Origin of the sequence: Colwellia sp., from assembly GCF_013215345.1 — a bacterium.
Taxonomy (GTDB): domain Bacteria; phylum Pseudomonadota; class Gammaproteobacteria; order Enterobacterales; family Alteromonadaceae; genus Colwellia.
This window is the reverse complement of record NZ_JABSOV010000019.1, coordinates 15,545-39,503: the sequence shown is the minus strand read 5'-3', so window position 1 is coordinate 39,503 and position 23,959 is coordinate 15,545. Positions and strand designations below refer to the sequence as shown.

Genomic DNA, 23,959 nt, shown 5'->3' with positions numbered 1-23,959 from the left:
CACTGGATAAATTATAGTTAATGCAGAACTTTAACAAGTAAGTGTTAAAGGTATTTATTATAGCTTTTTTATAGGTGTAAATTTAGGGATTAAGCGCAAATACTTGCTTGTTATTGCCTGTAGCACTCTGCTGTTTTTGTACAGTTTGAATGGCGGTCAGTAAAGCCAGTCCCTGCCAAGAAGGGGCACCATTTATTGCGCTCTTACCATAAAGGTGCTGCTGTAAATCATTCAATGCGGTGGCAAAGCTTTGCTCTTGCACATACGTTTGCGCCTGGGCAACATTATTGATTTTTAGTCCAGGTCTGTCACTGGCGAGTAATTGTCTTAGCCAAGGTAAGATCAAAGCTAACGCTTGTTCAGCATTGTTTTTCTTACAGGCTGCAAGCAGTGCAAGGTAGTGGCTAGCAGAAGTATTTAAATGGCTGACATTACTCGTTCCAGCTTGGTTATTTTTTTGATTGTTTTTCTTCAAATAGATAATATGAATAAGCCATGCCAAGCTCGTTAATAGCCATAAGCTAAGAAATAGCCATTGTAAGCGCTTATCTTGACTAGCGGCCACATTGGCAGCAGGAGTCTGTCCAGCTAGCGCATTAGGGCTCATGGCCGAACTATCGGCCATGTTTTCAGTATCGCGGTTACTACTCAACTCATTGTACTGATTGGCAACCAGACTGCCTTCAGCGGCTTGTACCGAAATAGTTTGTGTTGGCAGGCTAGCTTGCTCTATTTTATTGGTAATAGTATTAAACCAAGTAATGCTCATAGCCGGTAAGAGAAAGTCTCCCGCCGAACTTGGCACTAAGGCAAAATTTTGTATTTTTTGACTGACTAAGCGGTCATTGCTGAGGTTGGCATGAAGCTCAGCTTGATCAGGATAAACCTTCATACCACGACTACTTTGCATTTCAAGCTTTGGCAGTTGTGCTTTGGAAAGCCCTGCGGCTGTTAGGGTAATGGTGCGGGTAATCGGCTCGCCAACGGTAAATGAGTCATTACCTGTTTGCCATTCTTGATGCAGAGTCAGTATGTCAGTAGGTAACCAGGGTGTGTTAGCTGGGTAGTTGGCAGGTATAGGTAACACAGTTAAGTTAAGTTCATCACCTAAAATACTGACCGGTTTGGTTTGAGCGAAGCTTAAGAAACTCGAACGGCGCTTAGAGGCTTGTAATATTTCACCGGAAAATAACGGTGCTGTTAAAGTAAATTCACCACTTTGCTCAGGAGTAATGGCATAATTTTGCTCTATTACCCGGTAACGCTTACCGTTGATAATGCTATCAGACTGTTTGTCTTGGCCTATTTTCTCAATAGTGGCACCGGTTAAACTTGGCTCAGTTAAGTTGCCACTTTTAAGATCAACCGCAAAATGTAGCTTTATTGATAAGGTTAATAACTGCTGTACATAAACCTCATCGCTAGATAATTTACTGGTGACAAAAATATCCGTTTGTTTGTCGTTACGGGCATCATTAGCGGCGATAACTGTCAACTCAACGGGCTCACTTTGCTGGTTTTCAATACTAAGGGCAGGGATAATAAATTGACCTGCACGACGAGCAATTAAAATTATTTGCCACTTGGTTATACGGCTGGTTTTAAAATTGATCATACTGGTTTGTGAGCTAACCGATGTTTGACCGACAATAAAGTCGTTAAGTAAAGGACTGGTATCTAAAGCATTACGACCGACATCGTCATCAGCAATAACCGTTAATAATATCGATTCATTGATCATAGCGGGATTTTTATCAATGGTGGCGGTAACTTTTGATAATGCGTAAGCATTATTACTTAACAATAATGTTGCCATAAGCAATAGCGCGAGCATTAGGCCCGGTAAAATAGCAGAGGGCTGCTTAGCTGTTAAATACCTTGAAAAATTGATTACCACTTTTTAGTTACTCCTTGAGGCGAACCCTCATGTCGGCGCTTTTGATATTCTAGGCGCATTTTATTTCGTAATAATAAATAAGGGTCGTCAGTGACCTTATTTAATAATTGTTGATGTTTTTGTTCAGTTTCTTGTGCTTTGTTATCGCTGGCTTGCTGCGCTAGCGATTTTTCATCGCCGGGTTTGTCCTGCTCATCGGCTTCGGCCTTAGCTTGTTTAGCCTGCTCTTCTCGGGCTTCTTGTTCTTTTTGCTCTTGCTGCTTGGCATCTTGAGACTGTTTATCTTGCTGTTCGCCTTCTTTGCCTTGTTGATTGTTTTGTTGTTGGTCATCTGGTTGGTCATCACTTTGGGACTGATCTTGAGATTGTTTTTGACCATCCTGACTTTGCTGGTTTTCTTGATTATCTTTCTGCTCTTGTTGATCCCCCTCAGATTGCTGTTCAGAGTCCTGACCATCTTGAGACTGTTGTTCTTGCTGTTCTTGTTGCTTTTTCAGCGCTTCGAGTTTAGCTAAGTTATCTTTGGCGTCATTTAAGTTAGGGTCTTTTGCTAGTGCTTTTTTATAAGCGTCAATGGCCTCATCAATTTTTTGCAACTGGGCTAGTGAATTCCCTTGGTTATAAAAGGCTTGCGCGTTATCACTTTGTTTAAAGGCTTGTAGTGCTTGTTCATAGTCACCGGCTTTATAATGCGCACTGCCTTGCCATTGACTATCTACAAATTGTCCAGCGGCTTGTTGATAGTCTTTTTGTTGGTAATGTTGTTGCCCTTGTTGATCGGAGGTTTGCCATAAGTCTCGCCAAAACTGACCTGCGCCACTGCTGCTAGTCTCTGTTTTGGTGTTAGTCGATGTCTCAGCACTTGAACTTGTCGGCTCTTGGTTTAGTTTGGCCTCAGCAGCAAAACTGGTCGGGCTGAAGCTTGTTAAGCTAAACACTAAGGTCAGTGGCATAAGCCAGGTAATGGCTAGAATACTGCTGCCGCGGCGAAAGTAGCTTAATAACAGTGGCAGTATGATGATAAGTAACCAAGGACCTTGCTCTTGGTATTGGTCACCTAGCAATGCTTGTTTACTGTTGTCAGAATTTTGCTGTTCGCTTGAATTTTGTGAGTTAATATTATCATCAAGGCTAGTGCTTAAATGAGCCGTAAGTGCTTTGATATCCGCGTCATCATTGGTCATCGTATGATAAACCCCTTGGCTACGCTGAGAAATCGCCGCCAATCGGGCTTTGGGTAATTTGGGAATTACGATAGCGCCTTTATGATCTTTGAGTAACTTACCGCTGCTCAGTTTTATTGGCGCGCCATTTTTACTACCAACACCTAAAATATTCACTTTATGGTTGTTGTCATTGGCCCAATCATATATATCTGACATTTCTTCATTATCAATATCATCGGTGAACCAATAAATATCACCACTAATATGACCAGCATTTTTCAGGGTTTGGTCGGCTAAGGTTAATGCTGCTAAAGCATTGGCGCCATGTACCGGCATAATGTCAGGTGACAGTGACGGTAACAATAACTCGATGTTTTTAATATCTTGGGTTAATGGACTAATAATAAATGCATCACCGGCATAAGCGATTAAACCAATATCCCCTTCGTTGATTTCTTTTAGTAAATCGAAAGCTTTATAGCGAGCGCGGGTTAATCTATTGGGTTTCACATCTGTGGCGTACATGGAGTAAGACATATCCATGATAAGCACAGCGCCACGTTCTAGTTGATAAACCGGCTGCGGCAATTTTTGCCAAGCAGGCCCAGCTAAAGCGAAAATAATACAGCTGCCGATAATTACAGGTTTTAACCAATAACGTTTTTGTGATGGGGTCACGGCAGTTGCTTGGCTGTGTGAATTTTCCAATAAAGCATTAGCTAAATGTGCAGGTAAAAAGTGTTGCCAAGGGGATTGGTAATAACGAATTTTTTTCAGCAGAAATAACACTAAAAATAACGCTAAAAAAGCGAATAACCACCAAGGTCGAATAAAGTGAAAGTTATTGACCATCGCTTCGAAGCTAAGGCTATTTAAGGTAAAGTCGCTAGTTAATTGGCTTACATCTGTTAATAAGTTAGTTGCTTGTGCAGACATATTATTTACCTCCCCCAGCGTAGGACTTTGCTTTAGTATCATTTTTACCTGTGCTTTTACTTGCGCGCTTACCTGTAAATAAAAAGCTAGAAAATAAAGAATGGGGTATTAAAAAACTAAAATGTAAGCTGAGTAAATAAACAAAACACACGAGTGCAGCTAAGGCGAGCGGCCAATAGTATAAAGCGCTTAAGGGCCGCATTTGTTGTTGATCTTGTTCAACAGGCTCTAGCTTATCTAACAAACTATATATTTCACTCATGCCTTGACTATCACGGGCACGAAAATATTGCCCGCCGGTTTCATTAGCGATATTGGCTAAGCTTTGCTCGTCTAAATCACTTGAAGGATTAATACGTTGGGTACCCCAAAGTGATTGCTGCAACATGCTATCGGCGCCAATACCGACAGTGTAAATAGTGATCCCTTTAGCAATGGCTAATTCTAATGCTTGCTCTGGAGTTATTTTTCCTGCGGTATTTTGACCATCGGTTAATAATAATAAAACTTTGTTAGACTCTTGTTTGGTATCAAAGCGTTTAACGGCAAGCGCGATGGCATCGCCAATGGCTGTTTTTCTGCCTACGAGGTTAAGTTCACTTTCATCGAGCATTTGCTTGACAGTTTTTCTATCAAAGGTCATCGGCGTCTGCATATAGGCATCATCGGCAAATAAGATCAAACCAAGGCGATCACTAACGCGGCGCTCGATAAAATCGCCCAGAACGACTTTAAGCATTTGTAAACGATTGACATTACGGCCATTAAGACTCATGTCCTCTATTTCCATACTGCCGGAAAGATCAACAGCAATCATCATTTCACGGCCTTCGCTCGGTATATCAATTGCTTCACCAAGCCATTGTGGGCGACTAATCGCCATAATCAGTAATATCCAGCAGATTGATAAAACGATTAATGGCGCTTTACCTTTTTGCTGATCGCTCACCGCTTTGCTTGAGACATTAATGAGCGTCGGCATGATCAGTGCGCTTTGTTGATTAGCACTTTTTTTAGCGGGTAAAAAATAGATAACGAGTGGCAGAGGCAGTAGGGCAAATAACCAGGGCCAAGCAAAACTTATCATGCGCTTAATTCCTTGGTTTTATTTACCAGCTCAGTTTTATTAGCCGCTTGATTTTTATCAATAGGCAGTGCATAAGTGAGCCATAATTTAGTGGCTTGTCGACAAGCTAGGTCAATATCTGCGTTGGATTCTTGCTGCGCTTGATATTGTCCTTGAAAAGCTGGCGTGCTTAACTCGATAAAGTTTACTTGGTATTTTTGCGGTAATTGCTGCATTAAAAAACCTTGAAAATTATCACCATACAATTTCGCTAATTGTTGGCGACTGAAATACTGCATAGCTGTGCATTTTAATAAGCTAATACATTCTTTTGCGCTCAGTGTTTGATTGCTGGCAAGAACGGCGAGTGCTTGATTTTTATTGGCATTTAAACGTTTCTTTTGTTTAAATATTTTAAAAGACCAAAAGGCAGTGATAAGAATAAGCGCGAGCAATAACCACCAACCCGGTGCGATTGGCAAATTAGTGACTTGCTCTGGCACATGAATATCGTGCAATTGTAATTGTGAAGCTTGACCCGGTAAAGACGGATTAGGTGAAGGTTGCCCCATTGGCGTCGAATCGTTGGCAATAGCCATTATAAAGCAACCTCGCTGTGTTTTAGTTGCTGCTCAAGGGAGGAGCCAGCGCTGAAGTGAACTACCCGGGCTCCTGTTGATTGTAATAGCAACTGCATTTCTTCAACCTGTTTAAGGGCCTGCTGCTGGTATTGCTCTGCTGTGTTGCTATCACCTAAGGTTAATTGTTGGCGATTAATGCCATCGGTCAGCGTTACCGCTAGTTTCATAGTACTCTCTGGTAGCGCTTGCTCTAGGGGATCACTAATTAAACACACCACTAATTCACAATGCTGACTAATTTGACTCAGGTGTCGTAAAGCATGAGGGCAATTTTTTTCATCTCGAAGCGCATAACCATCGGTGATCAAATAAACCAGGGAGCCGGGTTTAGCAAGGTGGCGTAATCGAGCACAGTGTTGATCAAAGTCATGATTTTTCTGGCTTTCATTAACGTTTGTACCTTCTAGTTTATTCTCGGCTTGATTCTGGACTTCACTTTGGCCTTGGCTCAGGTCATGTGCAGCGCTTGCTTTACTCGCCGTAGTTTCATCAGCCGTTGCTTTATTTTGATTATTTAAAGTGGTTAAAGCATGTAAATAATGCAGCACACCGGCTTTACGACTACGTGGCTTTAATTCAATATGCTGTTCATCACGAAACACTAAGCCACCTATACGATCACCACGACTTTTTGCATGCCAAGCAACGAGTGCCGCTAAATGGGCAGCTTGTACCGATTTAAACAGCAGTTTGCTACCAAAATGCATATTTTGGCTTAAATCTGTGGCCACCAGTACTGGTCTTTCAATTTCTTCACGAAAAAGTTTAGTGTGGGTTTTGCCTGTTCGTGCCGTCACGCGCCAGTCAATGGCACGAACGTCATCACCGATTTGGTAATGACGTACTTCGTCAAACTCCATGCCGCGGCCTTTACTGCGCGACAAGTAATTACCCGCTTGTTTACCGTGAATATTTTTTTTACCCACCAAGTCAATCAAGCGACTTTTACTTTGATACTGTAATAGCTCCTGCATAGATAAATCTATACCGTTAGTAAACAAACTCGCCAGTAAAGATTGATAAGAATCCTGACTGGGATTATTTGCAGAAGATTTTTTTTGCCGATTGAACCACATAAGGTAACTCTATTTAATACTGTTTTTTAAAAGTTAAGACTTAACAGTTAATATTTAACTTTTAGGATTAAGCGTTAAGGTTTAACAGCTAAAGTTCAACAATTAACATTAACTGCGATTATTTAGGTTACGAAGTAATAGCAACCTGAGCTTAAAGTGGAGTTAAGCAACTGCAACTAAAGTTAAAATATGGTCAAGTACTTGATTGGTGGTAATTCCCTCAGCTTCCGCTTGATAGCTAAGTATAATTCTATGTCTTAGAACATTGTGCAGCACAGCTTGAATATCTTCAGGGCTAACAAAATCTCGATTATGTAACCAAGCACGAGCGCGTGAGCAACGATCAAGGGCAATAGTGGCACGCGGACTTGCGCCATAGGCTAACCAAGTACTTAACTTATCATCATATTTTTTAGGCTGACGGGTAGCGATAATTAAATCAACTATATAGTTCTCTAGAGCCGGCGCCATATGTATATTTAGCACTTGTTCGCGCGCTGAAAATATTTCGCTTTGACTTAATACCCGTAAGCTCTTTTCTTGTTCCGCTGTATCTTCAACACTTGATGAATCATTACCGTGATTAGCATTTGATTTTAACGCTTCACCACGATTGAGTTTAAGAATTTCTAGCTCGGCTTGTGCGTCGGGGTAACCAATTTCAATGTGCATTAAGAAACGATCTAATTGCGCTTCCGGTAACGGGTAAGTACCTTCTTGCTCAATGGGGTTTTGTGTTGCCATCACTAAAAATAAATCAGGTAAGTCATAGGTTTTACGACCAACGGTGATTTGACCTTCTGCCATTGCTTCTAATAAAGCCGATTGTACTTTGGCTGGCGCACGGTTAATTTCATCGGCAAGTACTAAGTTTTGAAACAAAGGACCGGGCTGAAAGACAAAAGTACCATCTTCTGGACGATAAATATCGGTACCAGTTAAATCTGCTGGTAATAAATCAGGCGTAAACTGAATACGATGAAAGTCAGCTTCTAATCCTTGCGCTAAGGCGTTTACGGCGCGAGTTTTGGCCAAACCTGGCGGACCTTCAACAATTAAGTGGCCATTAGCCAGAAGGGCAATCAGCAAATTTTCAACTAACGCTTCTTGACCAATGATTTGTGAAGATAAATGTTGTTTTAACGTAGAAAAATGTTCAATTGCCATACGGATAAATTCTTTTATATTGCTTTAGTAAAGTGAAACTTAGTAATCATTTGGCTTAGTATTCACTTAGGAATACATCTTTTGTCTGGCCATTATACTAAGGGAAAAATTAATATATATTAAGCTAGTATTTTATATAAGGTTTTTATGAAAGAAAACAAGTGATACGTAACAAAATTTTAATGGCTATAAATATCAACAAGGTGTAAAAAGGCTTATTTGTCTTGGTTGATTTCAGGTAATGATTGAATTTTTTCGCTAGTTAGTTAAAATCAAGGGAGTTTCAGGAGGTCAGACCTCTTGGGTTTTATTTAAAAATAACATTACAACAGTGTGTATGTGGAGTAATAAATGACAATAAGAAAACTAACAACCTCGACCGGTGAGCGCATAGCAATTGTTGCTGGCTTGCGTACTCCGTTTGCTAAACAGGCAACGGCTTTTCATGGTGTACCAGCAGTTGACTTGGGGAAAATCGTTGTTAACGAATTATTGCAAAAACACGACATTGATCCAGGTATCATTGACCAACTGGTATTTGGTCAAGTAGTACAAATGCCAGAAGCGCCAAACATTGCCCGCGAAATTGTTTTGGGTACCGGTATGAACGTAAGAACCGATGCTTATAGTGTATCTCGAGCCTGTGCGACAAGTTTTCAATCAACGGTTAATGTTGCTGAGTCAATTATGGCTGGCCATGTTGATGTTGGTATTGCTGGTGGCGCCGATTCCTCTTCAGTAGCGCCAATAGGTGTTTCTAAAAGGCTTGCTCGCACATTAGTGGACTTGACTAAAGCAAGAAGTTTTGGACAAAAACTTTCATTGCTTAGCCGCCTTGGCTTGAAAGATTTGTTACCGGTATCTCCTGCAGTAGCAGAATACTCTACTGGTATCTCAATGGGACAAACCGCTGAACAAATGGCGAAAACCTATAATATATCACGTGCAGATCAAGATGCTTTAGCACATAGATCACATACCTTAGCGACAAAAAGCTGGCAAGAAGGTAAGTTAACCGGTGAAGTAATGGCTACCCATGTGGAGCCTTATAAAAAATTTATTGATAAAGATAACTGTATTCGAGAAAACTCTGTTCTAGAAAGTTATGCTAAATTAAAGCCAGTATTTGATCGTAAACATGGCACAGTGACAGCAGCAACAAGTACGCCGTTAACCGATGGTGGTGCCGCTATTTTATTAATGCGTGAAGGAAGAGCTAAAGAACTAGGTTATAAACCATTAGGTTATATTCGTAGTTTTGGTTTTTCAGCTATCGATGTATGGCAAGACATGTTGATGGGACCAAGTTATGCTACACCAATCGCCTTGGCGCGTGCAGGTATGAACTTAGCAGACTTAGATTTAATTGAGATGCATGAAGCATTTGCCGCTCAAGCGTTAGCTAATATGAAAATGTTTGGCAGTACTAAATTTGCTAAAGAACACCTTGGCCGTGATAAAGCCATTGGTGATATTGATATGGATAAGTTTAATGTTATGGGCGGCTCGCTTGCTTATGGTCATCCATTTGCAGCAACAGGCGCTAGACTTATTACCCAAACACTTAATGAATTAAATCGCCGTGGTGGTGGAGTTGGTTTGACAACAGCTTGTGCTGCAGGTGGTTTAGGCGCAGCAATGATTGTGGAGACAGATTAATGACTGAAAAGACAAATTTAAACTCAGATTCAAGCTCTGATTCAAGTTCAGATGCAAAGAATAGTGAACAAATTACCGAAGTAAATACTGAAGTAAATAAAGAAGCCGTGATTATCGCAGATCATGTTGACAGTAGTGCAGTCACTGAAGCGACTAGTAATGCTGCTGATGCAGAATCAACGGTAAGTGCCTTTACTTTAGTACGTCACGATAATGGTATCGCCCATTTGGTGATTGATGTTATCGGTGAAAGTGTAAATACCCTGAAAACAGAATTTGCAGAGCAAATTGATGCGGTATTAGCTGAAATTAAAGCCGATAAAACCATTACCGGTATCGTGCTATGTAGCGGTAAAAAAGGTTCTTTTGTTGCCGGCGCTGATATTAATATGCTTGACGCTTGTCAAAGCCGTGAAGAAGTTGTCGCCTTGTCTCGTCAAGGACAACGTATCTTTGCTTTGCTAGAGCAATTTCCTATCCCTATTGTTGCCGCTATTGACGGTACCTGTTTAGGTGGCGGCTTAGAGCTTGCTATGGCGTGTCATGCTAGGGTTTGTAGCGATAATATCAAAACAGCCTTGGGTTTACCTGAAGTTCAATTAGGCTTGTTACCTGGTAGCGGCGGTACGCAGCGTTTACCTAGGTTAGTTGGCTTACAAAAAGCTTTAGATATGATGCTTACCGGTAAGCAATTACGTGCGAAACAAGCGCTAAAATCGGGCTTAGTTGACGATGTTGTGCCAGGTAGTGTTTTACTGCACGTTGCTGAGCAACTGGCTATATCAATACATCAACGCGGTAAAAAGAGTGTTAAGCGTAAACAAGGCTTAATGGAGAAATTGTTAGAGAATAATAGCGTTGGCCGTAATATTGTTTATCAACAAGCACAAAAAACGGTACTTGCCAAAACCCAAGGCAATTATCCTGCACCGATTAAAATTATTGACTGTATTCGTACCGGTATCGAAAATTCCGCTGAAAGTGGTTATAAATTAGAAGCAGAGCATTTTGCCGATTTGGTAATGAGCGATGAATCTGCGCAACTACGCCAGTTGTTTTTTGCTACCACAGCAATGAAAAAAGAGCAGGGCGTTGCTGATGTTATGGCAGAGAAAATGAACAAAGTGGGTGTGCTCGGTGGTGGTTTAATGGGTGGTGGTATTGCTTTTGTCACCGCGACTAAAGCGAATGTACCTGTGCGCGTTAAAGATATTAACCACAAGGGTATTAGCCAAGCATTAAAATACAGCTATCAATTATTAAATAAAAAAGTTAAACGTCGTTTTTTACTTAACAGTGAAATGCAAAAACAGTTAGCCATGATCACGGGTAGTGTTGATTATACTGGCTTTAAAGCCCTTGATATAGTGGTTGAAGCGGTTTTTGAAGATTTAACCTTAAAGCAAAACATGGTAGCTGAAGTTGAAAAACACAGTCATGAGAAAACTATTTTTGCCAGTAATACTTCTAGCTTACCGATAGGCAATATTGCCGCTAAGGCCAAGCGTCCTGAAAATGTTATCGGTCTGCATTACTTTTCACCGGTTGATAAAATGCCGTTAGTGGAAATAATTCCTCATGATAAAACCTCAGATCAAACTATCTCAAACACGGTAGCATTTGCCAAAAAGCAAGGTAAAACGCCTATTGTAGTTAAAGATAAAGCCGGTTTTTATGTTAACCGTATTCTAGCGCCTTATATGAACGAAGCCGCTATTTTACTGCTTGATGGTGAGCCGGTTGATAAAATTGATAAAGCCTTAGTAAAATTTGGTTTCCCTGTTGGACCTATGCAGTTGCTTGATGAAGTGGGTATTGATGTTGGCGCTAAAATCGGGCCAATTTTACAGGCCGACTTAGGTGATCGTTTTGCTGCACCTGCGGCCTTTGATAAATTACTTGCCGATGGTCGTTTAGGTAAAAAAGTGAAGAAAGGCTTTTATTTATATCAAAAGCAAACCTTCGCCCAAACCTTACAAAATACCGTTAAAGGTATTAAGCCGGGACAAAAGCAGGTAGATGAAACTATCTATGGCTTATTAAACATTAAGCCAGCAGGCAGTTTATCAGCGGCGGAAATTAGCAAACGTTGTACTTATATGATGCTAAATGAAGCAGCACGCTGTGTTGATGAAGGCATAGTACGCAATGCCAGAGATGGTGATATTGGCGCTATTTTCGGCATAGGCTTTCCACCGTTCTTAGGTGGACCGCTACGCTATATTGATAAAATTGGTGCTAAGTCAGTTGTTGCGCAATTAAGTCAGTGGGCAGAGCAACATGGTGAACGTTATAGCCCATGTCAGGCGTTAGTCACTATGGCTGAAAATGATCAAAGCTACTACGGCTAAGGTTAAGCTAAATAAGCTTCGCTTACTTTAGGTTTATAACTGAAGAAAAAAGTAAAGGCTGTTGAGTATTGTTGAACCTAATAGTTCGACCGCGCTCAACAGCCTTTTTTATTTGGCTGTTACTACCTTGTTCTTAGGAGCTATGAGCCCTTTAAAACTTGATCGGACAGGCTTTAATAAAAGCTTCGATATCCGTTATTATCTTACCTTTAGGTTTATTTTTTTGTTGCAGTGAGTCGCTTTGGGAATAAAGAACAAACCTATCGGGCTGACATGCACTGACTAAGTTAGTTTTAACAAAGCTTTTAACTTGCGCTAGCGTTAAGTCCAACACTGCCTGCAGTAAATTTTCTTTTTGTTGAAACTCTTCATCTTTATTACAAATTGCTGCCCAAAAACGTTGGCTTTTAATGCGTAAATTGTGATCTTTTTCTTGTAATTGACTCGATAAACCATGCAGTATATGCTGCCATTGCTCGTTGCTAATATCATCGAGCACGTTAATGCTGTCACTGATAAATTCATCCATGGCTTTTGCTAAGGTAAACGCATCACAATGGGGTGATTGGATATAAAAAGCGATACCTGGGTAACGATTGATAGGCACATAACCGACCCCAACTAAATAGCCATATTGTTTTTCGGTGCGCATTTGTTGAAAAAACAACGGAGATAAAATATGGCTGGTGATCATCGCCAATGCGACAGTACTATCGTCTTTATGCTCAAAGGCTGTATAAACGACACTTGCATGGTCGTGTTCAGGTAGGGCTATGGGTAACAGTAGTGTTTGCTTTGCCTTGATATCAGTTACAGGGCATTCAATTGCATGCTTTTTATTAACATTGCCTTGAAAAGCCTGTTCAATGGTCGTGCATAATTGTTGTGCATGGGCATTTAGCCAATTGCCATGAATAAGCACCTCTATCGTTACTTGCTCAAACAGTTGCACACTGAAGTCTCGATATTGACTGAAACTCACCTGACTAAGTGCCTGGCCCAGTGCTTTACTAGCAGGGTTATTCGGTTGCATTACTGAACTTAAGGTAGCAAATAGCTGTGAAATTGATTTACTCTTATCACTGTTTTGCCAATGTTTAACCAGCTGTTGTTTCAATAAATTAAAATGTGCCTCAGTCACTTGGTGGCTTTTTAATCGTTGTAATAATTTGTTTAACAGCAAGTGCTGATTTTCACTATAGCCTGATAATTGCAGCGTTACGCCACCTTGATGGGCGTATAGATGATAATGAATACCAGCTAACTCTGCGTCATAATTCTCTTCAATGACGGTATCTGTATATAAATCGACAAATAAACGCGTCATAGCAATATTGGCGATACTAGCAACTACGAAAGGAGAGTCGATACCTATATATAAATAGCCTTTGGGTACTTTGAAGGTTCTGTCTTGTTTATACCAAGCGACGAAACCATTTTTGTTGACAATTTTTTCAGGAATATTTGCTTTTTCTGCCGCTGTATCAAGGTGTTGCTCACTGGGATAAATAGCTGGCGCCTTAACAATGTAAGGATTGGCACTAGGTAAGTATAAACCTTGAATATGTGGGGCGTTGCTCGCTTCTATATCTCGCCAAGTAGCTAATTGTTGTTTAGATATAGGGCTGACATGGTAAGGCACTTGGTACCAAAAGCTATGCTGTGAAAAATTATTTTTCTGGCTAACATGCATCAGTCGCATATTATCGACATTTAAATAGCACAGTAATTTTTTGATGTTTTCTTGTGACATACCAGACATGACATAATCACCAAAAATATAATCGTCTTCAGGGTAATGCTGCATGTTGATGACGAGTTGACTAACACTGTCTAGTGGGCGCATTTTTTCATGGTAGATAAAGGCTAAGTTAGTTATTTTTTGTTTTTCTTGATAATAATACTCAGCAATTTCATTATTTTTTAGCAAGGCAATATAAGCCAATACTATGTCGATCACTTTATTAAGGTGGGTTTCACCTAATTCTGTTAAGGCAATGCTGATATTAAAGTCTTTAAAGTTCGAGCCATTGATACCTGAGCCGGCAGTTAATGCTAGCGCCCACTGATGTTTTTTAAGCAACGACAAAGCACTGCCTTCACCTTCATGACCTATTAGATAAGCAAGTATCGACTCGGGTTTGTCTTGATAATATTGGTCAATACTTTCCATGGCAAAACTGATAATAAGTTGATGATCGTTTTTAACAGGACAAACATCTATTTTAATCTTTTGCTGCTTAGGTAAATATAATGGCTGTTCAATTTTAGCCAGTGGTGCATCAGCAGCTTTTATCTCACCGAAAAGTTGCTCAGCAAGGTCTTTAAGCTCGTTCAAGTCTTGCGGCCCTTCAAGTGCTAATGTCATGTACTGAGCACGATAATATTGCTGGAAAAATGCTTGTACTTCGTGGCTAATATTTTGTCCGTCTCGATCGGCTAAGGTATCAAGGTTACCCACCGAAAACTGCGAAAAAGGGTGTCTAGGGTTAACTGTATCTTTATGCACATCGTATAAACGTCTGATGTCATCTTTTAACTTTAAGGTAAATTCGGCATCAATATTTTCACGCTCTTTAACCACAAAGTCATCGGCTAATAAAGGTGCGATGAAAAATTCGCTAAAACGCTCTAGTGCTGCGGTGAAGTGTGTCGCGGTGATATCGAAGAAAAAACAGGTATGTTCAGTGCCCGTCCAAGCATTATGGTTGCCACCATGCTGACTAATAAATTTTTGATACTCACTGCCATCGGGAAAATTCTTTGTGCCTAAAAAAAGCATATGCTCTAAAAAATGCGCTAAACCTTGTCTATCTTTTGGATCATTAAAATGACCGACATTTACCGCTAAGGCAGCAGCCGATTTAGCGGTTTCATCATTATGGATAAGCAAGACCCGTAAACCATTGTTTAGAGTAATTGCTTGATATTGTTTTAAATCATTGGGACTTTGCTTCAACACTAAGGCTCCTAAGAACACTTTAAACAGCAAAGCGTATGACGGGAATATGGATAGTTTATGAATTTAACAGGGAGATAATGCAATCCCTTAATTATTTATACCACTGTGCATAAATAAGTGAACACTTAGAATGACATGAACGACATTAGAACAAACAAAATGTGTGAAGATATAGTCATTCTATATTTCACTCATTTTGCTAAGTTATCATGGTGTCCATGCATTCCCAAGGGCGAGTTTTAAAGGTTTATACGCTATGTTATTGATTTTGATAAGGGAATAACCATTATCTACAGTCAAAGCCTTGCCTAATAAGCCTTTAAACTCTCGCTAAGAGAACACTTTCTTATACAGATTGGTATTCAAGGAATAAAAAAAACCTATTTATTCTTAACTGTTGTTACTAAAACGAGTTCATTTCTATTACTATAGCCGCAAAAATAACTCAGACTCAATACTTTAGCTGATAAAACTTGTAAAAAAAGCTAAAAATTTAATTTAGTCACGAACATTATTTGCCAAGTAATCTACGAAGTAAGGCGAGAAAATTAATGCAACTTTTTATAATGCGTCATGGTGAAGCTCAAAATTTTGTTGAGCAGGGCAGTCGTGATGACAGTCAAAGAGCGTTGACCACAGAAGGTGAGCTAGAAGCAAAAATGATGGCGAACTGGTTGCAAAAAATGAAAGTTAAGCCAAAGCAAGTCTTTGTTAGCCCTTATGTTAGAGCTCAACAAACTTGTGGCATAGCTTGCTCAATGATGGAAACGGCTATTACTACGCTGGATTTTATTACCCCGTCAGGTGACGCTAAGCAAGTGCATGACTTTATTGATGGTTGGTGCAGTGATCAGCAAGCGTTAACTGAGCAGCAATCAGAGCTAAAGCAAGAGAGCCTATTAATTATTGCTCATATGCCTTTAGTGAGCTATTTAGTGGCGCAATTAACCCAATTTGAGCATGCGCCTATTTTTGCCACCGCAGGTATTGCCCATATAGATTATGATATTGATATCATGCAAGGACAGTTGCTCTCTATGGTGTCGCCACTCGATCTTTGTTAACTGTTAACTGTCAGCTGTTAGGTATGAGAGCCATGTGGTGCGGTAAAACTGCGTGAGGCAGTCTTTTACAGGATTAGCTTTGATGGCTTGCGTTATTAACTTAGCGTTGCAGCTAAGTTAATAACGGGAATATTTGCTAGGTCATTTCTAAAGCTAGCAATTTTAAGTGGGTATTAGTCTCGATTAAACTTATCTTTTAATTCGATTAACGCCAATATAGCGCCATTGCCGCCCCATTCTAAAGGCGCTTGGTGAAAAGCCATAACATCAGGGTGTTGTACCAACCAATGTGGTACTTTATTTTTTAAAATATGTGAGCCTATACCATGAACTATACATATACATTGGGCGTGTTCCTTTTGGCAAGCATAGAGCAGGGCGGCGAGTTCTTTTTTAGCTTGGTGCTGATCTAAGCCGTGTAAATCAAGAATTAAGTCGGGCCTATAATGGCCACGGCGCAGATTTTTCACTTCAAAACTATCAACACCCTCACGCACATATTTCATTGGGCCTTGTTTGTTCAGGTTAGGCTCGAATTCATCGGAAAAATGAAATTGCGCAATGGCTTGATTTGCCTTGTTATCCCCTTGGTCATTTTTTTGGGAAGTGTTAGACTTGTGGCCACTTTGTATTAACCTAACTTTGTCGTTGATTAACGGCTTAACTTGACTGACAACATCAGCAAAAAGTTGCTCATCATCACATTGTGGCTCTTTAATTCGCTCAGCAGCTTTTTTATGATTGATTCTTTGTACACTGGCTTCGTTATTCGCACGCAGCTGAGCTTTTATGGTCGAGAGTTTGGTTGTTAAGGCTTTGTTTTTCATCCGCGCAGTGTAATACATATCAATTAATCTTGATATAGCGTTATCAAGACACTAATAGTAAAGTAATAAGCCAGCAATACAAAAGTAAATAACCGCTCAAACGCAGGTAATAAAGCAAGTTTTAACAAGAGTTAAAAAACCCTGTATGACACAAATATATATTCTCCATGAAGATACTTCGGGAGGGATAGCAGATAAGGAAAATAATGTGAGTAATACCGATTTCGAAGACATCACTGAGCAGCTACATACCATTGCGGACTATTGTCGTTATGGAGCCAGCTTGTTTAATCAAGCCGAGCTTTTTTATGGCCACGGCAGTGACAATGCTTTAAGTGAAGCCTTTACCTTAGTGATGTTTTCCCTATCTTTGTCTGAGGATATGAGTGACGAGGTGATGAACTGCCGCTTACTCAAGCAAGAGAAGCAAAACATTCTGACACTCTTTCAGCAACGTGTTGACACACAACAACCGGTAGCTTACATCACTAATCTAGCTTATTTTGCACGATTACCTTTTTACGTGGATGAACGTGTTTTAGTGCCACGTTCGCCTATTGGTGAATTGATTGAAAATCACTTTGCTCCCTATTTTAGTGAGCAAAATTCACCACAAAGAATACTCGATTTGTGTACTGGTAGTGGTTGTATTGCTATTGCCTGCGCTAGTTACTTTCCTGAAGCAGAAGTCGATGCCGTTGATTTATCCATTGATGCTTTAGATGTAGCGCAACTTAATATTGAAAATCATGGTTTAAGTGAACAAGTTATTCCAATTCAATCTGATGTTTTCTCTGGGGTTGTTGGCCAAAAATATGATTTAATTGTCACGAACCCGCCCTATGTTGACCAGGAAGATATTGATAGCCTGCCGGCGGAGTTTACCCATGAACCAGAAATGGGCTTAGGCTGTGGTGAAGATGGTTTAGATATTGTGCGAGTAATATTGGCCGAGAGTGCCCTGCATCTCAATGATGATGGCATACTTATTTGCGAAGTTGGTAACTCACAATATCATGTTGAAGCACTTTATCCAGAAGTAGATTTTACTTGGTTAAGCTTTGAACGTGGTGGTCACGGTGTCTTTACTTTGAATAAAGCGCAGTTAGAAAAACATGCGGAATTATTTATTGCCGCTGTCATCAATTAGCAATATGGCAGTAGTAAATGCAGCGATGAAGCAGCCCTATGCCAAACTGAAAAACTATTTATTAAATAATATAATAGTTGGAACAAACGCTAGAGAAATAGTCAAAACTCTAAAACAAATTAATAGGCGGTAATGTTAAATGTCAGGTAATACCTTCGGAAAATTATTCACAGTGACATCATTTGGCGAAAGTCATGGTTTAGGTCTAGGCGCAATTATCGATGGTTGCCCACCAGGGCTTGAGTTATCTGAAGCTGATTTACAAATTGATTTAGACAGACGCCGTCCAGGTACCTCGCGTTACACCACGGCGCGTAGAGAAGCCGATGTCGTGAAAATTCTATCTGGCGTATTTGAAGGTAAAACTACTGGCACGCCCATTGGTTTAATGATTGAAAATACCGACCAACGCTCAAAAGATTATGGCAATATCGCGCAAAGCTTCCGTCCAGGTCACGCAGATTATACCTATTGGCAAAAATACGGTTTACGTGATTATCGTGGTGGCGGTCGCTCTTCTGCCCGAGAAACCGCTATGCGTGTTGCTGCTGGCGCAGTGGCAAAAAAATATTTAGCCGAAAAATTTGGTATGACCATTCAAGCTTGTGTTACCCAAATTGGTGATATTGTTGCTGGTGGCCCAAATGGCACACCGTTTGATGTTAATGCGGTTGATTGGCAAAGCGTGGAAGAAAATCCGTTTTTCTTCCCTGATAACACTAAACTGGAACAGCTTGATGAGAACCTTAGGGCAATCATCAAAGCGAAAGACTCTATTGGCGCTAAAGTGACGGTTGTTGCTACTAATGTACCAGTTGGTCTTGGTGAGCCAATTTTTGACCGCTTAGATGCTGATATTGCTCATGGTTTAATGAGCATTAATGCGGTAAAAGGTGTTGAAGTAGGTGATGGCTTCGCCGTAGTAAATCAAAAAGGCTCAGAGCACAGAGATGAGCTTACTCCAGACGGTTTTTCAAGCAATCATGCTGGTGGTATTCTTGGGGGGATTTCTTCAGGACAGCAGATCATCGCGCATTTAGCACTTAAACCAACGTCAAGTATTGGCGTTAGTGGTAAGACTGTTGATTTAACTGGCGAAGCGACTGATATCATTACTAAAGGTCGCCATGATCCTTGTGTCGGAATTCGTGCAGTGCCCATTGCTGAAGCAATGTTAGCACTAACCTTGATGGATCATTTTTTACGTCATCGCGGACAAAATGCTGATGTGCAATGTAGTACACCTAACATTGAAGCATAAAGCGCATTCTGTGTAGTCGTAAAGTTAACTGAAAAGCGTTAGCTTTACCACAGTAGCAACTTTAAGGCAGAGTCAATGTAATAGCATTGACTCTGCCTTATTTGTATTAGTGTTGAAAAAAGTAAGGCACTGATAAACTAGGTACCTATATTACTCATTGAGATAACTATCTATTAGTAATATAAGAATCTATTAGTTCTCATTATTTCAACTACCTATTAATACAACTAGCTTTGAATACAAGTACCTATCAAAACACCTACACATTATTATAATTAACTAGCATTTATCGATAGCTAATTGATAAAATATTGAAAACCTAATTATCACTCATCATAAGGCTCTCACTTTTGGCACATCTTAATATGGTGTTTGTACGATTATCATCAAGTTACTTTTTTTATTTCGCGCTACTTGGTTTAATTTCACCTTTTTTAGCAATATTTCTCGACGGTAAAGGCTTTAACTCACGCCAAGTAGGTGAAATTCTTGCCATCATTACCGCAACTAAAATTATTGCACCGAGTGTGTGGGCAATCCTCGCCGATAAAACGGGCAAACCACTACTCATCATTCGCCTTGGGGCCTTTTTAGCCATATTGAGTTTCAGTGTGCTTTTTTGGGTAAATCATTACTGGCCAATTATTTTCTCTTTAGCGCTATTCACTTTATTTTGGACGGCGATATTACCGCAATTAGAAGTACACACGCTCAACTCAATACGCCACAGTAATAAAATATATGCTCGGGTGCGATTATGGGGCAGCCTTGGTTTTATTGCTTTAGCAATAATTGCTGGTGAAGTGATGAGCGCGTTTGGTTATCAAACCTTTACCCATATTGGCGTAGTTATATTAGTGGGCTTATTCTGCTCTACCTTGATGCTAACGTCGGGTAAGGAAGCAAGCTCTACCAAGAAAAAGCTTAATGAGAACGATGCCATTTTATCCAAACTAACAGATCGGCGTTTTATCAGCTTTTTCATTGCTGGGTTATTGCTGCAAGTAAGTTTTGCTCCTTATTATGGTTTTTTCGCCTTATTCCTACGTGACTTACACTATTCAGGTTTAACCATAGGTTTAATTATAGCTCTTGGCGTCGTTGCTGAAGTTGTTGCTTTTATCTATATGGGATCACTGTTCAAACGTTTTACTCTAAACAGTTTACTGGTCTTTAGTTTAGCGATAACGGGCGTACGCTGGATATTGATACCCGAAGTAGCTGACTCAGTATTATGGCTATGCATCATTCAATTAAGTCACGCGGCGAGTTTTGCTATATACCACAGTGCCAGCATGCAATTTATTTCGACGCACTTTAGCAAAACACAACAAAGCCGGGGGCAAGGCTTTTATTTAGGTGGTGTTTATGGCATTGGCGGCGCAGTGGGCGCTTATGTTACCGGGATATTATGGTTAGATGGCTTAGGGACGAGTAATACTTTTGTTATGGCTGGGCTTAGTGCTTTGTTGGGTGCTATCATTATGATATTCAGTAAGAAAAAATCGAGTTCGATCTTTAGCTAAGTACATTTTCAGTATAGTGTTGCTTATACCAATCTCACTAACTATGTGATCATTTCTACTTGTTAAAATCACCAACTACTTCGTTATTTATTTAATAATTAGAACAACTAGTTATTAAAATAAATGCCTTGTATTTTGTCTTTTTCCCTACGTATAAAATAGATCACTTAATTAATGAAACTGGTATTACTTATGATTTTAAGCATAACTTAAGTCATATTAAATAGAATCATAGTTAATAAGAAAAGAAGGAAATTAAATGAAAAATTCATTTGTGAGCAAAACGGTTGCTGTGATGTTACTGGCTCTGGCATTAATAGTTCCTGCACAAGTAACAGCAAAAGATATTAGCCAAGCGCAATTACAGCAAATTATGCAAAGTGAGCAGCAAGTGATATTACTTGATGTTAGAACGGTAGAAGAGTTTTTAGCCGGACATATAGCCAATGCAGTAAACATTCCTCATAAAGAACTTGCAGCACGCTTAGCAGAGTTGTCCGACGCTAAAAGCAGCCAAATAGTTATTTATTGTCGTTCAGGCAGACGAGCCGAAGTGGCTCAGCAAGTATTAGTAAAAAATGGCTTTGCTCAGCTAGATCATTTAACGGGTGATTTCAATGAATGGACCAGTAATGGCTTACCTATTAATACTGGTAACTAGCGTTTACAGAAAAACTAGATAACTAAAAAGCCACTTTATCTACTCCTAGTAAGAAGCTAAGTGGCTTTCAGTTATAAAGGAGGCTAAGCAATATATGCTTTAACGGGTGACCAAACCGCTAATTCGTTACCACTGGGCTCGGTAAAATGAAAACGTCGCCCGCCAGGGAAAGAAAAAATACCCTGGCTGATAATGCCTCCAGCTTTTTTAACGCGTTGCTCGGTGATTTCTAAATCATCACTAAGTATCACCAATAAACAAGCCCCATTTGCAGTACTTGATACTAATTCAGATAAAAAGAAGCCGCCTTCAATGCCTGAATTGCTAAAGGCGGTATATTCTTCACCATAATCAACAAAAGACCAAGCAAAGGCCTGTTCAAAGAACGCTTTTGTAGCGGGGATGTTTTTTGCTGGCAACTCTACGTAGTTAATCATTTCGCGCTGTGTCATAACATACCTCCTAACTTCTAATACTATAGACCAGTGCAGGCCTTACTTTTTATTGATAGTGGCAATAGAGTCGAAGTCATTTATATCAACCATGACTTCTAAGGCTCTAAAGTACTTAATTATCCGTTTTGGATAGAGAAAGTAGCCCTTATAGCGGCAAATTTTAGTTCTTAATAAAATAAAGGTTAATAAGGCTGCGTAACTAACATATAAAAGCACAGCCGATATGATTAGGCTTGAGGTGATAAATTTGAAAGACAGCATAAAAGCACCAATACCGACAATACATGATAATACTTTATGCTGGTTCGCTTTAGGATAAACATGAAACTGAAAATAATCGATACGATTGATATACCAAGAGCCGGTTTTAGAGCCAGACTCATTAAGGTATTTATTTTCTCTAAATTTATTTTGCATAGCCGTCACTCACTCATACCTTAAGTACTACTTTAAAACTATTTAATTGCTGTTAGCGCAGCTGCACTTACGGGATTACTACCAAAGACACTGACCACTAACGAGGCTATGCCTGCTAATTCTGCGGCTTTACTTATGGATTGTCCTAGCGGGGACTTTTGTTTATCGCCAGTACGATAAGCTTCGAATCGTTCGGGACCAATAATGTCATTACGAATTCTTTTATAAATAGCCTTGATGGCATCATTGGCTTGCGCTTGTGAATCTGTAAGCACCGATAGATAGACACGATTGATCACCTTATTAAAGACATCAAATTGGGTGACAACTTGTTCAGAGGAAGGGGAGTAACTGGCAGTGCTTTCAAGTAAACGTACTTGTTTTTGAAAATAGCGAAAATGTGCTGGGTTTTCTAACTTAAAGCGAACTTGACCTTTTTCTAAGCTTTCAAGCTCGATAGACACTCGCGATAAAGAGGCAATGATATCTAACCAAACCTCTACTTCATCTTTACCTGAGAACTTAATCCAGCCAGTTTCCACTAAAGACTTTACTCGGCTTTCTTTAATTTTAAAGGTTTCCGATAGCGCAAAAACATCGACTTTTTGTGTGCCAGAATATTTAAGGTATAAATGAATAATGAGTGCATCAAGGTCCGCTTTTGGCATAGAGCCTAAACCTTGTTGACCGACATAGCTTTGCATTAGATCACGTAAAAATAATGCTTTTGAATTTTCTGAAATGTTTTCTAGCACAATATATCCCTATTTTTAGCTCAAGTTTAAACTTTCAATGTATTTAAAAATGTTCACCTAAGTATCAAGGTAGCCTTTTTCAAGCAGAGTTAAAAGTTATTTATCAGACGATAATAAACGGTCCAATTAACAATTCACTATGTCTATATTTTTTAAGCTGACTTTATACTTATCCAAAAATCAGCTTACTTATGTACTGAATTTTACTCAGTTATGCGGTTATCAGGATTTTTATTGACATTAAAATCAAGGTAATACCGCCAAGGAGTTCAGCTTTACTCTCTAGCCAAGTACCTCCTTTAGTACCCACTAATACCCCAAGCCAACTAAAAAAAAAGGTAATCACACCAATAATAAGACATGCAATGAAAGGGTTTACCGGTAAAAGGGTTAAGCTAAAGCCCGCTGCCATAGCGTCAACACTGGTAGCAATGGCAAGGATTAATAAAACTCTATGGGTGATTTTACTGATATCTTCTTCTATGCCTTCTGAGAACGATTCATAAATCATTTTCGCGCCTATCAGGAATAGCAATAAAAAGGCAATCCAGGGGGTATAGGACTCAGCCCAACTTAACAGGCCTTTACCGCCCAGATAGCCAATTATCGGCATGACGCCTTGAAATATGCCAAAATAAAGGGCAACTATTATGCCTAAATGAGCGACTTTACAGTGTTGTTTGGTTGCACCTAAGCCAATGGATACGGCAAAAGCGTCCATACTTAATGCGATTGCTAAAATAAATACTTCTATCATTGAAAACACCTTAATTCAAAAAACTGCAAAGTCGTCAATTAATTCAATGACGGACTTATCTTTGACTACTGCTTGTGTGGCTATACCTTGATTCTAATACCCCTGACCAAGTCAATAACCTAGCTCGGCACTTAGGCTATATTCAAAGTTAAGTATTTTGGCTGA

19 protein-coding genes are annotated in these 23,959 nt (G+C 39.7%); 7 read left to right on the top strand and 12 right to left on the bottom strand.

All coding sequences use genetic code 11. The annotated features are described in order from the left end of the window. Window positions 1-82: 82 nt before the first annotated feature. The 6 genes from HRT50_RS04235 to HRT50_RS04210 form a co-directional block, all read right to left on the bottom strand. Window positions 83-1,897: a BatD family protein gene (locus HRT50_RS04235; RefSeq protein WP_291611669.1), complete on the bottom strand. Its 1,815-nt coding sequence runs from the start codon at window positions 1,895-1,897 to the stop codon at window positions 83-85. Beyond that, window positions 1,891-3,999 carry a VWA domain-containing protein gene (locus tag HRT50_RS04230; protein ID WP_291611667.1) on the bottom strand — a complete coding sequence of 703 codons (2,109 nt, stop codon included), beginning with the start codon at window positions 3,997-3,999 and terminating at the stop codon, window positions 1,891-1,893. The genes HRT50_RS04235 and HRT50_RS04230 overlap by 7 nt, the downstream gene beginning before the upstream one ends. 1 nt (window position 4,000) lies before the next feature. Further along, window positions 4,001-5,086: a VWA domain-containing protein gene (locus HRT50_RS04225; protein ID WP_291611665.1), complete on the bottom strand. Its 1,086-nt coding sequence runs from the start codon at window positions 5,084-5,086 to the stop codon at window positions 4,001-4,003. Continuing rightward, entirely contained in the window at window positions 5,083-5,664 is a 582-nt protein-coding gene (locus HRT50_RS04220; protein ID WP_291611663.1) for a DUF4381 domain-containing protein, read from the bottom strand. The genes HRT50_RS04225 and HRT50_RS04220 overlap by 4 nt, the downstream gene beginning before the upstream one ends. Next, window positions 5,664-6,782, bottom strand: coding sequence for a DUF58 domain-containing protein (locus HRT50_RS04215; protein ID WP_291611661.1), 1,119 nt, complete (start codon window positions 6,780-6,782; stop codon window positions 5,664-5,666). The genes HRT50_RS04220 and HRT50_RS04215 overlap by 1 nt, the downstream gene beginning before the upstream one ends. Window positions 6,783-6,944: 162 nt before the next feature. Further along, entirely contained in the window at window positions 6,945-7,949 is a 1,005-nt protein-coding gene (locus HRT50_RS04210) for a MoxR family ATPase (RefSeq protein ID WP_291611659.1), read from the bottom strand. A gap of 351 nt (window positions 7,950-8,300) precedes the next feature. Here HRT50_RS04210 and fadI point away from each other — a divergent pair, with 351 nt between their 5' ends. Both fadI and fadJ read left to right on the top strand, forming a co-directional pair. Further along, window positions 8,301-9,608, top strand: a complete 1,308-nt coding sequence (gene fadI / locus HRT50_RS04205) for an acetyl-CoA C-acyltransferase FadI (protein WP_291611657.1) — start codon at window positions 8,301-8,303, stop codon at window positions 9,606-9,608. Next, complete coding sequence (gene fadJ / locus HRT50_RS04200; protein ID WP_291611655.1) at window positions 9,608-11,959, top strand: fatty acid oxidation complex subunit alpha FadJ; 2,352 nt, start codon at window positions 9,608-9,610, stop codon at window positions 11,957-11,959. The genes fadI and fadJ overlap by 1 nt, the downstream gene beginning before the upstream one ends. 151 nt (window positions 11,960-12,110) lie before the next feature. Here fadJ and HRT50_RS04195 read toward each other — a convergent pair whose 3' ends face one another. Next, the gene (locus HRT50_RS04195) at window positions 12,111-14,921 is read right to left on the bottom strand and encodes an insulinase family protein (protein WP_291611653.1); all 2,811 of its coding nucleotides are present in this window, start codon (window positions 14,919-14,921) and stop codon (window positions 12,111-12,113) included. Between the two features lie 551 nt (window positions 14,922-15,472). Here HRT50_RS04195 and sixA point away from each other — a divergent pair. Then, complete coding sequence (sixA, locus tag HRT50_RS04190) at window positions 15,473-15,985, top strand: phosphohistidine phosphatase SixA (protein WP_291611651.1); 513 nt, start codon at window positions 15,473-15,475, stop codon at window positions 15,983-15,985. Window positions 15,986-16,158: 173 nt separating this feature from the next. On the opposite strand, the gene smrB is transcribed toward sixA, so the two are convergent. Beyond that, the gene (smrB, locus tag HRT50_RS04185) at window positions 16,159-16,830 is read right to left on the bottom strand and encodes an endonuclease SmrB (protein ID WP_291611649.1); all 672 of its coding nucleotides are present in this window, start codon (window positions 16,828-16,830) and stop codon (window positions 16,159-16,161) included. Between the two features lie 190 nt (window positions 16,831-17,020). Here smrB and prmB point away from each other — a divergent pair, with 190 nt between their 5' ends. From prmB to HRT50_RS04165, 4 genes are all read left to right on the top strand, one after another. Next, window positions 17,021-17,962, top strand: a complete 942-nt coding sequence (prmB, locus tag HRT50_RS04180; RefSeq protein ID WP_291611695.1) for a 50S ribosomal protein L3 N(5)-glutamine methyltransferase — start codon at window positions 17,021-17,023, stop codon at window positions 17,960-17,962. A 139-nt stretch (window positions 17,963-18,101) separates the two neighbouring features. Continuing rightward, window positions 18,102-19,223 (top strand): chorismate synthase, encoded by a 1,122-nt coding sequence (gene aroC, locus HRT50_RS04175; protein ID WP_291611647.1) that lies wholly within the window; start codon window positions 18,102-18,104, stop codon window positions 19,221-19,223. 350 nt (window positions 19,224-19,573) lie between these two features. Then, window positions 19,574-20,749: an MFS transporter gene (locus HRT50_RS04170; RefSeq protein ID WP_291611644.1), complete on the top strand. Its 1,176-nt coding sequence runs from the start codon at window positions 19,574-19,576 to the stop codon at window positions 20,747-20,749. Between the two features lie 259 nt (window positions 20,750-21,008). Next, window positions 21,009-21,410, top strand: a complete 402-nt coding sequence (locus HRT50_RS04165) for a rhodanese-like domain-containing protein (RefSeq protein WP_291611642.1) — start codon at window positions 21,009-21,011, stop codon at window positions 21,408-21,410. An 83-nt stretch (window positions 21,411-21,493) separates the two neighbouring features. Here HRT50_RS04165 and HRT50_RS04160 read toward each other — a convergent pair whose 3' ends face one another. The 4 genes from HRT50_RS04160 to HRT50_RS04145 all read right to left on the bottom strand — a co-directional run bounded on the left by HRT50_RS04160 (window position 21,494) and on the right by HRT50_RS04145 (window position 23,794). Beyond that, on the bottom strand, window positions 21,494-21,862 hold the full coding sequence (locus tag HRT50_RS04160) for a VOC family protein (RefSeq protein ID WP_291611640.1): 369 nt from the start codon (window positions 21,860-21,862) through the stop codon (window positions 21,494-21,496). Window positions 21,863-21,904: 42 nt separating this feature from the next. Next, window positions 21,905-22,282, bottom strand: a complete 378-nt coding sequence (locus HRT50_RS04155) for a hypothetical protein (RefSeq protein WP_291611638.1) — start codon at window positions 22,280-22,282, stop codon at window positions 21,905-21,907. 38 nt (window positions 22,283-22,320) lie between these two features. Continuing rightward, window positions 22,321-23,037 carry a hypothetical protein gene (locus HRT50_RS04150; protein WP_291611636.1) on the bottom strand — a complete coding sequence of 239 codons (717 nt, stop codon included), beginning with the start codon at window positions 23,035-23,037 and terminating at the stop codon, window positions 22,321-22,323. Between the two features lie 211 nt (window positions 23,038-23,248). Beyond that, window positions 23,249-23,794 carry a manganese efflux pump MntP family protein gene (locus tag HRT50_RS04145; RefSeq protein WP_291611634.1) on the bottom strand — a complete coding sequence of 182 codons (546 nt, stop codon included), beginning with the start codon at window positions 23,792-23,794 and terminating at the stop codon, window positions 23,249-23,251. Between the last annotated feature and the right edge of the window lie 165 nt (window positions 23,795-23,959).

Coding starts and splice junctions, on each gene's coding strand:
- HRT50_RS04210 (WP_291611659.1), bottom strand. CDS start 7,949: ATGGCAATTGAACATTTTTCTACGTTAAAACAACATTTATCTTCACAA.
- HRT50_RS04215 (WP_291611661.1), bottom strand. CDS start 6,782: ATGTGGTTCAATCGGCAAAAAAAATCTTCTGCAAATAATCCCAGTCAG.
- HRT50_RS04160 (WP_291611640.1), bottom strand. CDS start 21,862: ATGACACAGCGCGAAATGATTAACTACGTAGAGTTGCCAGCAAAAAAC.
- HRT50_RS04165 (WP_291611642.1), top strand. CDS start 21,009: ATGAAAAATTCATTTGTGAGCAAAACGGTTGCTGTGATGTTACTGGCT.
- fadI (WP_291611657.1), top strand. CDS start 8,301: ATGACAATAAGAAAACTAACAACCTCGACCGGTGAGCGCATAGCAATT.
- HRT50_RS04225 (WP_291611665.1), bottom strand. CDS start 5,086: ATGATAAGTTTTGCTTGGCCCTGGTTATTTGCCCTACTGCCTCTGCCA.
- HRT50_RS04155 (WP_291611638.1), bottom strand. CDS start 22,282: ATGCAAAATAAATTTAGAGAAAATAAATACCTTAATGAGTCTGGCTCT.
- aroC (WP_291611647.1), top strand. CDS start 18,102: ATGTCAGGTAATACCTTCGGAAAATTATTCACAGTGACATCATTTGGC.
- HRT50_RS04220 (WP_291611663.1), bottom strand. CDS start 5,664: ATGGCTATTGCCAACGATTCGACGCCAATGGGGCAACCTTCACCTAAT.
- fadJ (WP_291611655.1), top strand. CDS start 9,608: ATGACTGAAAAGACAAATTTAAACTCAGATTCAAGCTCTGATTCAAGT.
- smrB (WP_291611649.1), bottom strand. CDS start 16,830: ATGTATTACACTGCGCGGATGAAAAACAAAGCCTTAACAACCAAACTC.
- HRT50_RS04145 (WP_291611634.1), bottom strand. CDS start 23,794: ATGATAGAAGTATTTATTTTAGCAATCGCATTAAGTATGGACGCTTTT.
- sixA (WP_291611651.1), top strand. CDS start 15,473: ATGCAACTTTTTATAATGCGTCATGGTGAAGCTCAAAATTTTGTTGAG.
- HRT50_RS04230 (WP_291611667.1), bottom strand. CDS start 3,999: ATGTCTGCACAAGCAACTAACTTATTAACAGATGTAAGCCAATTAACT.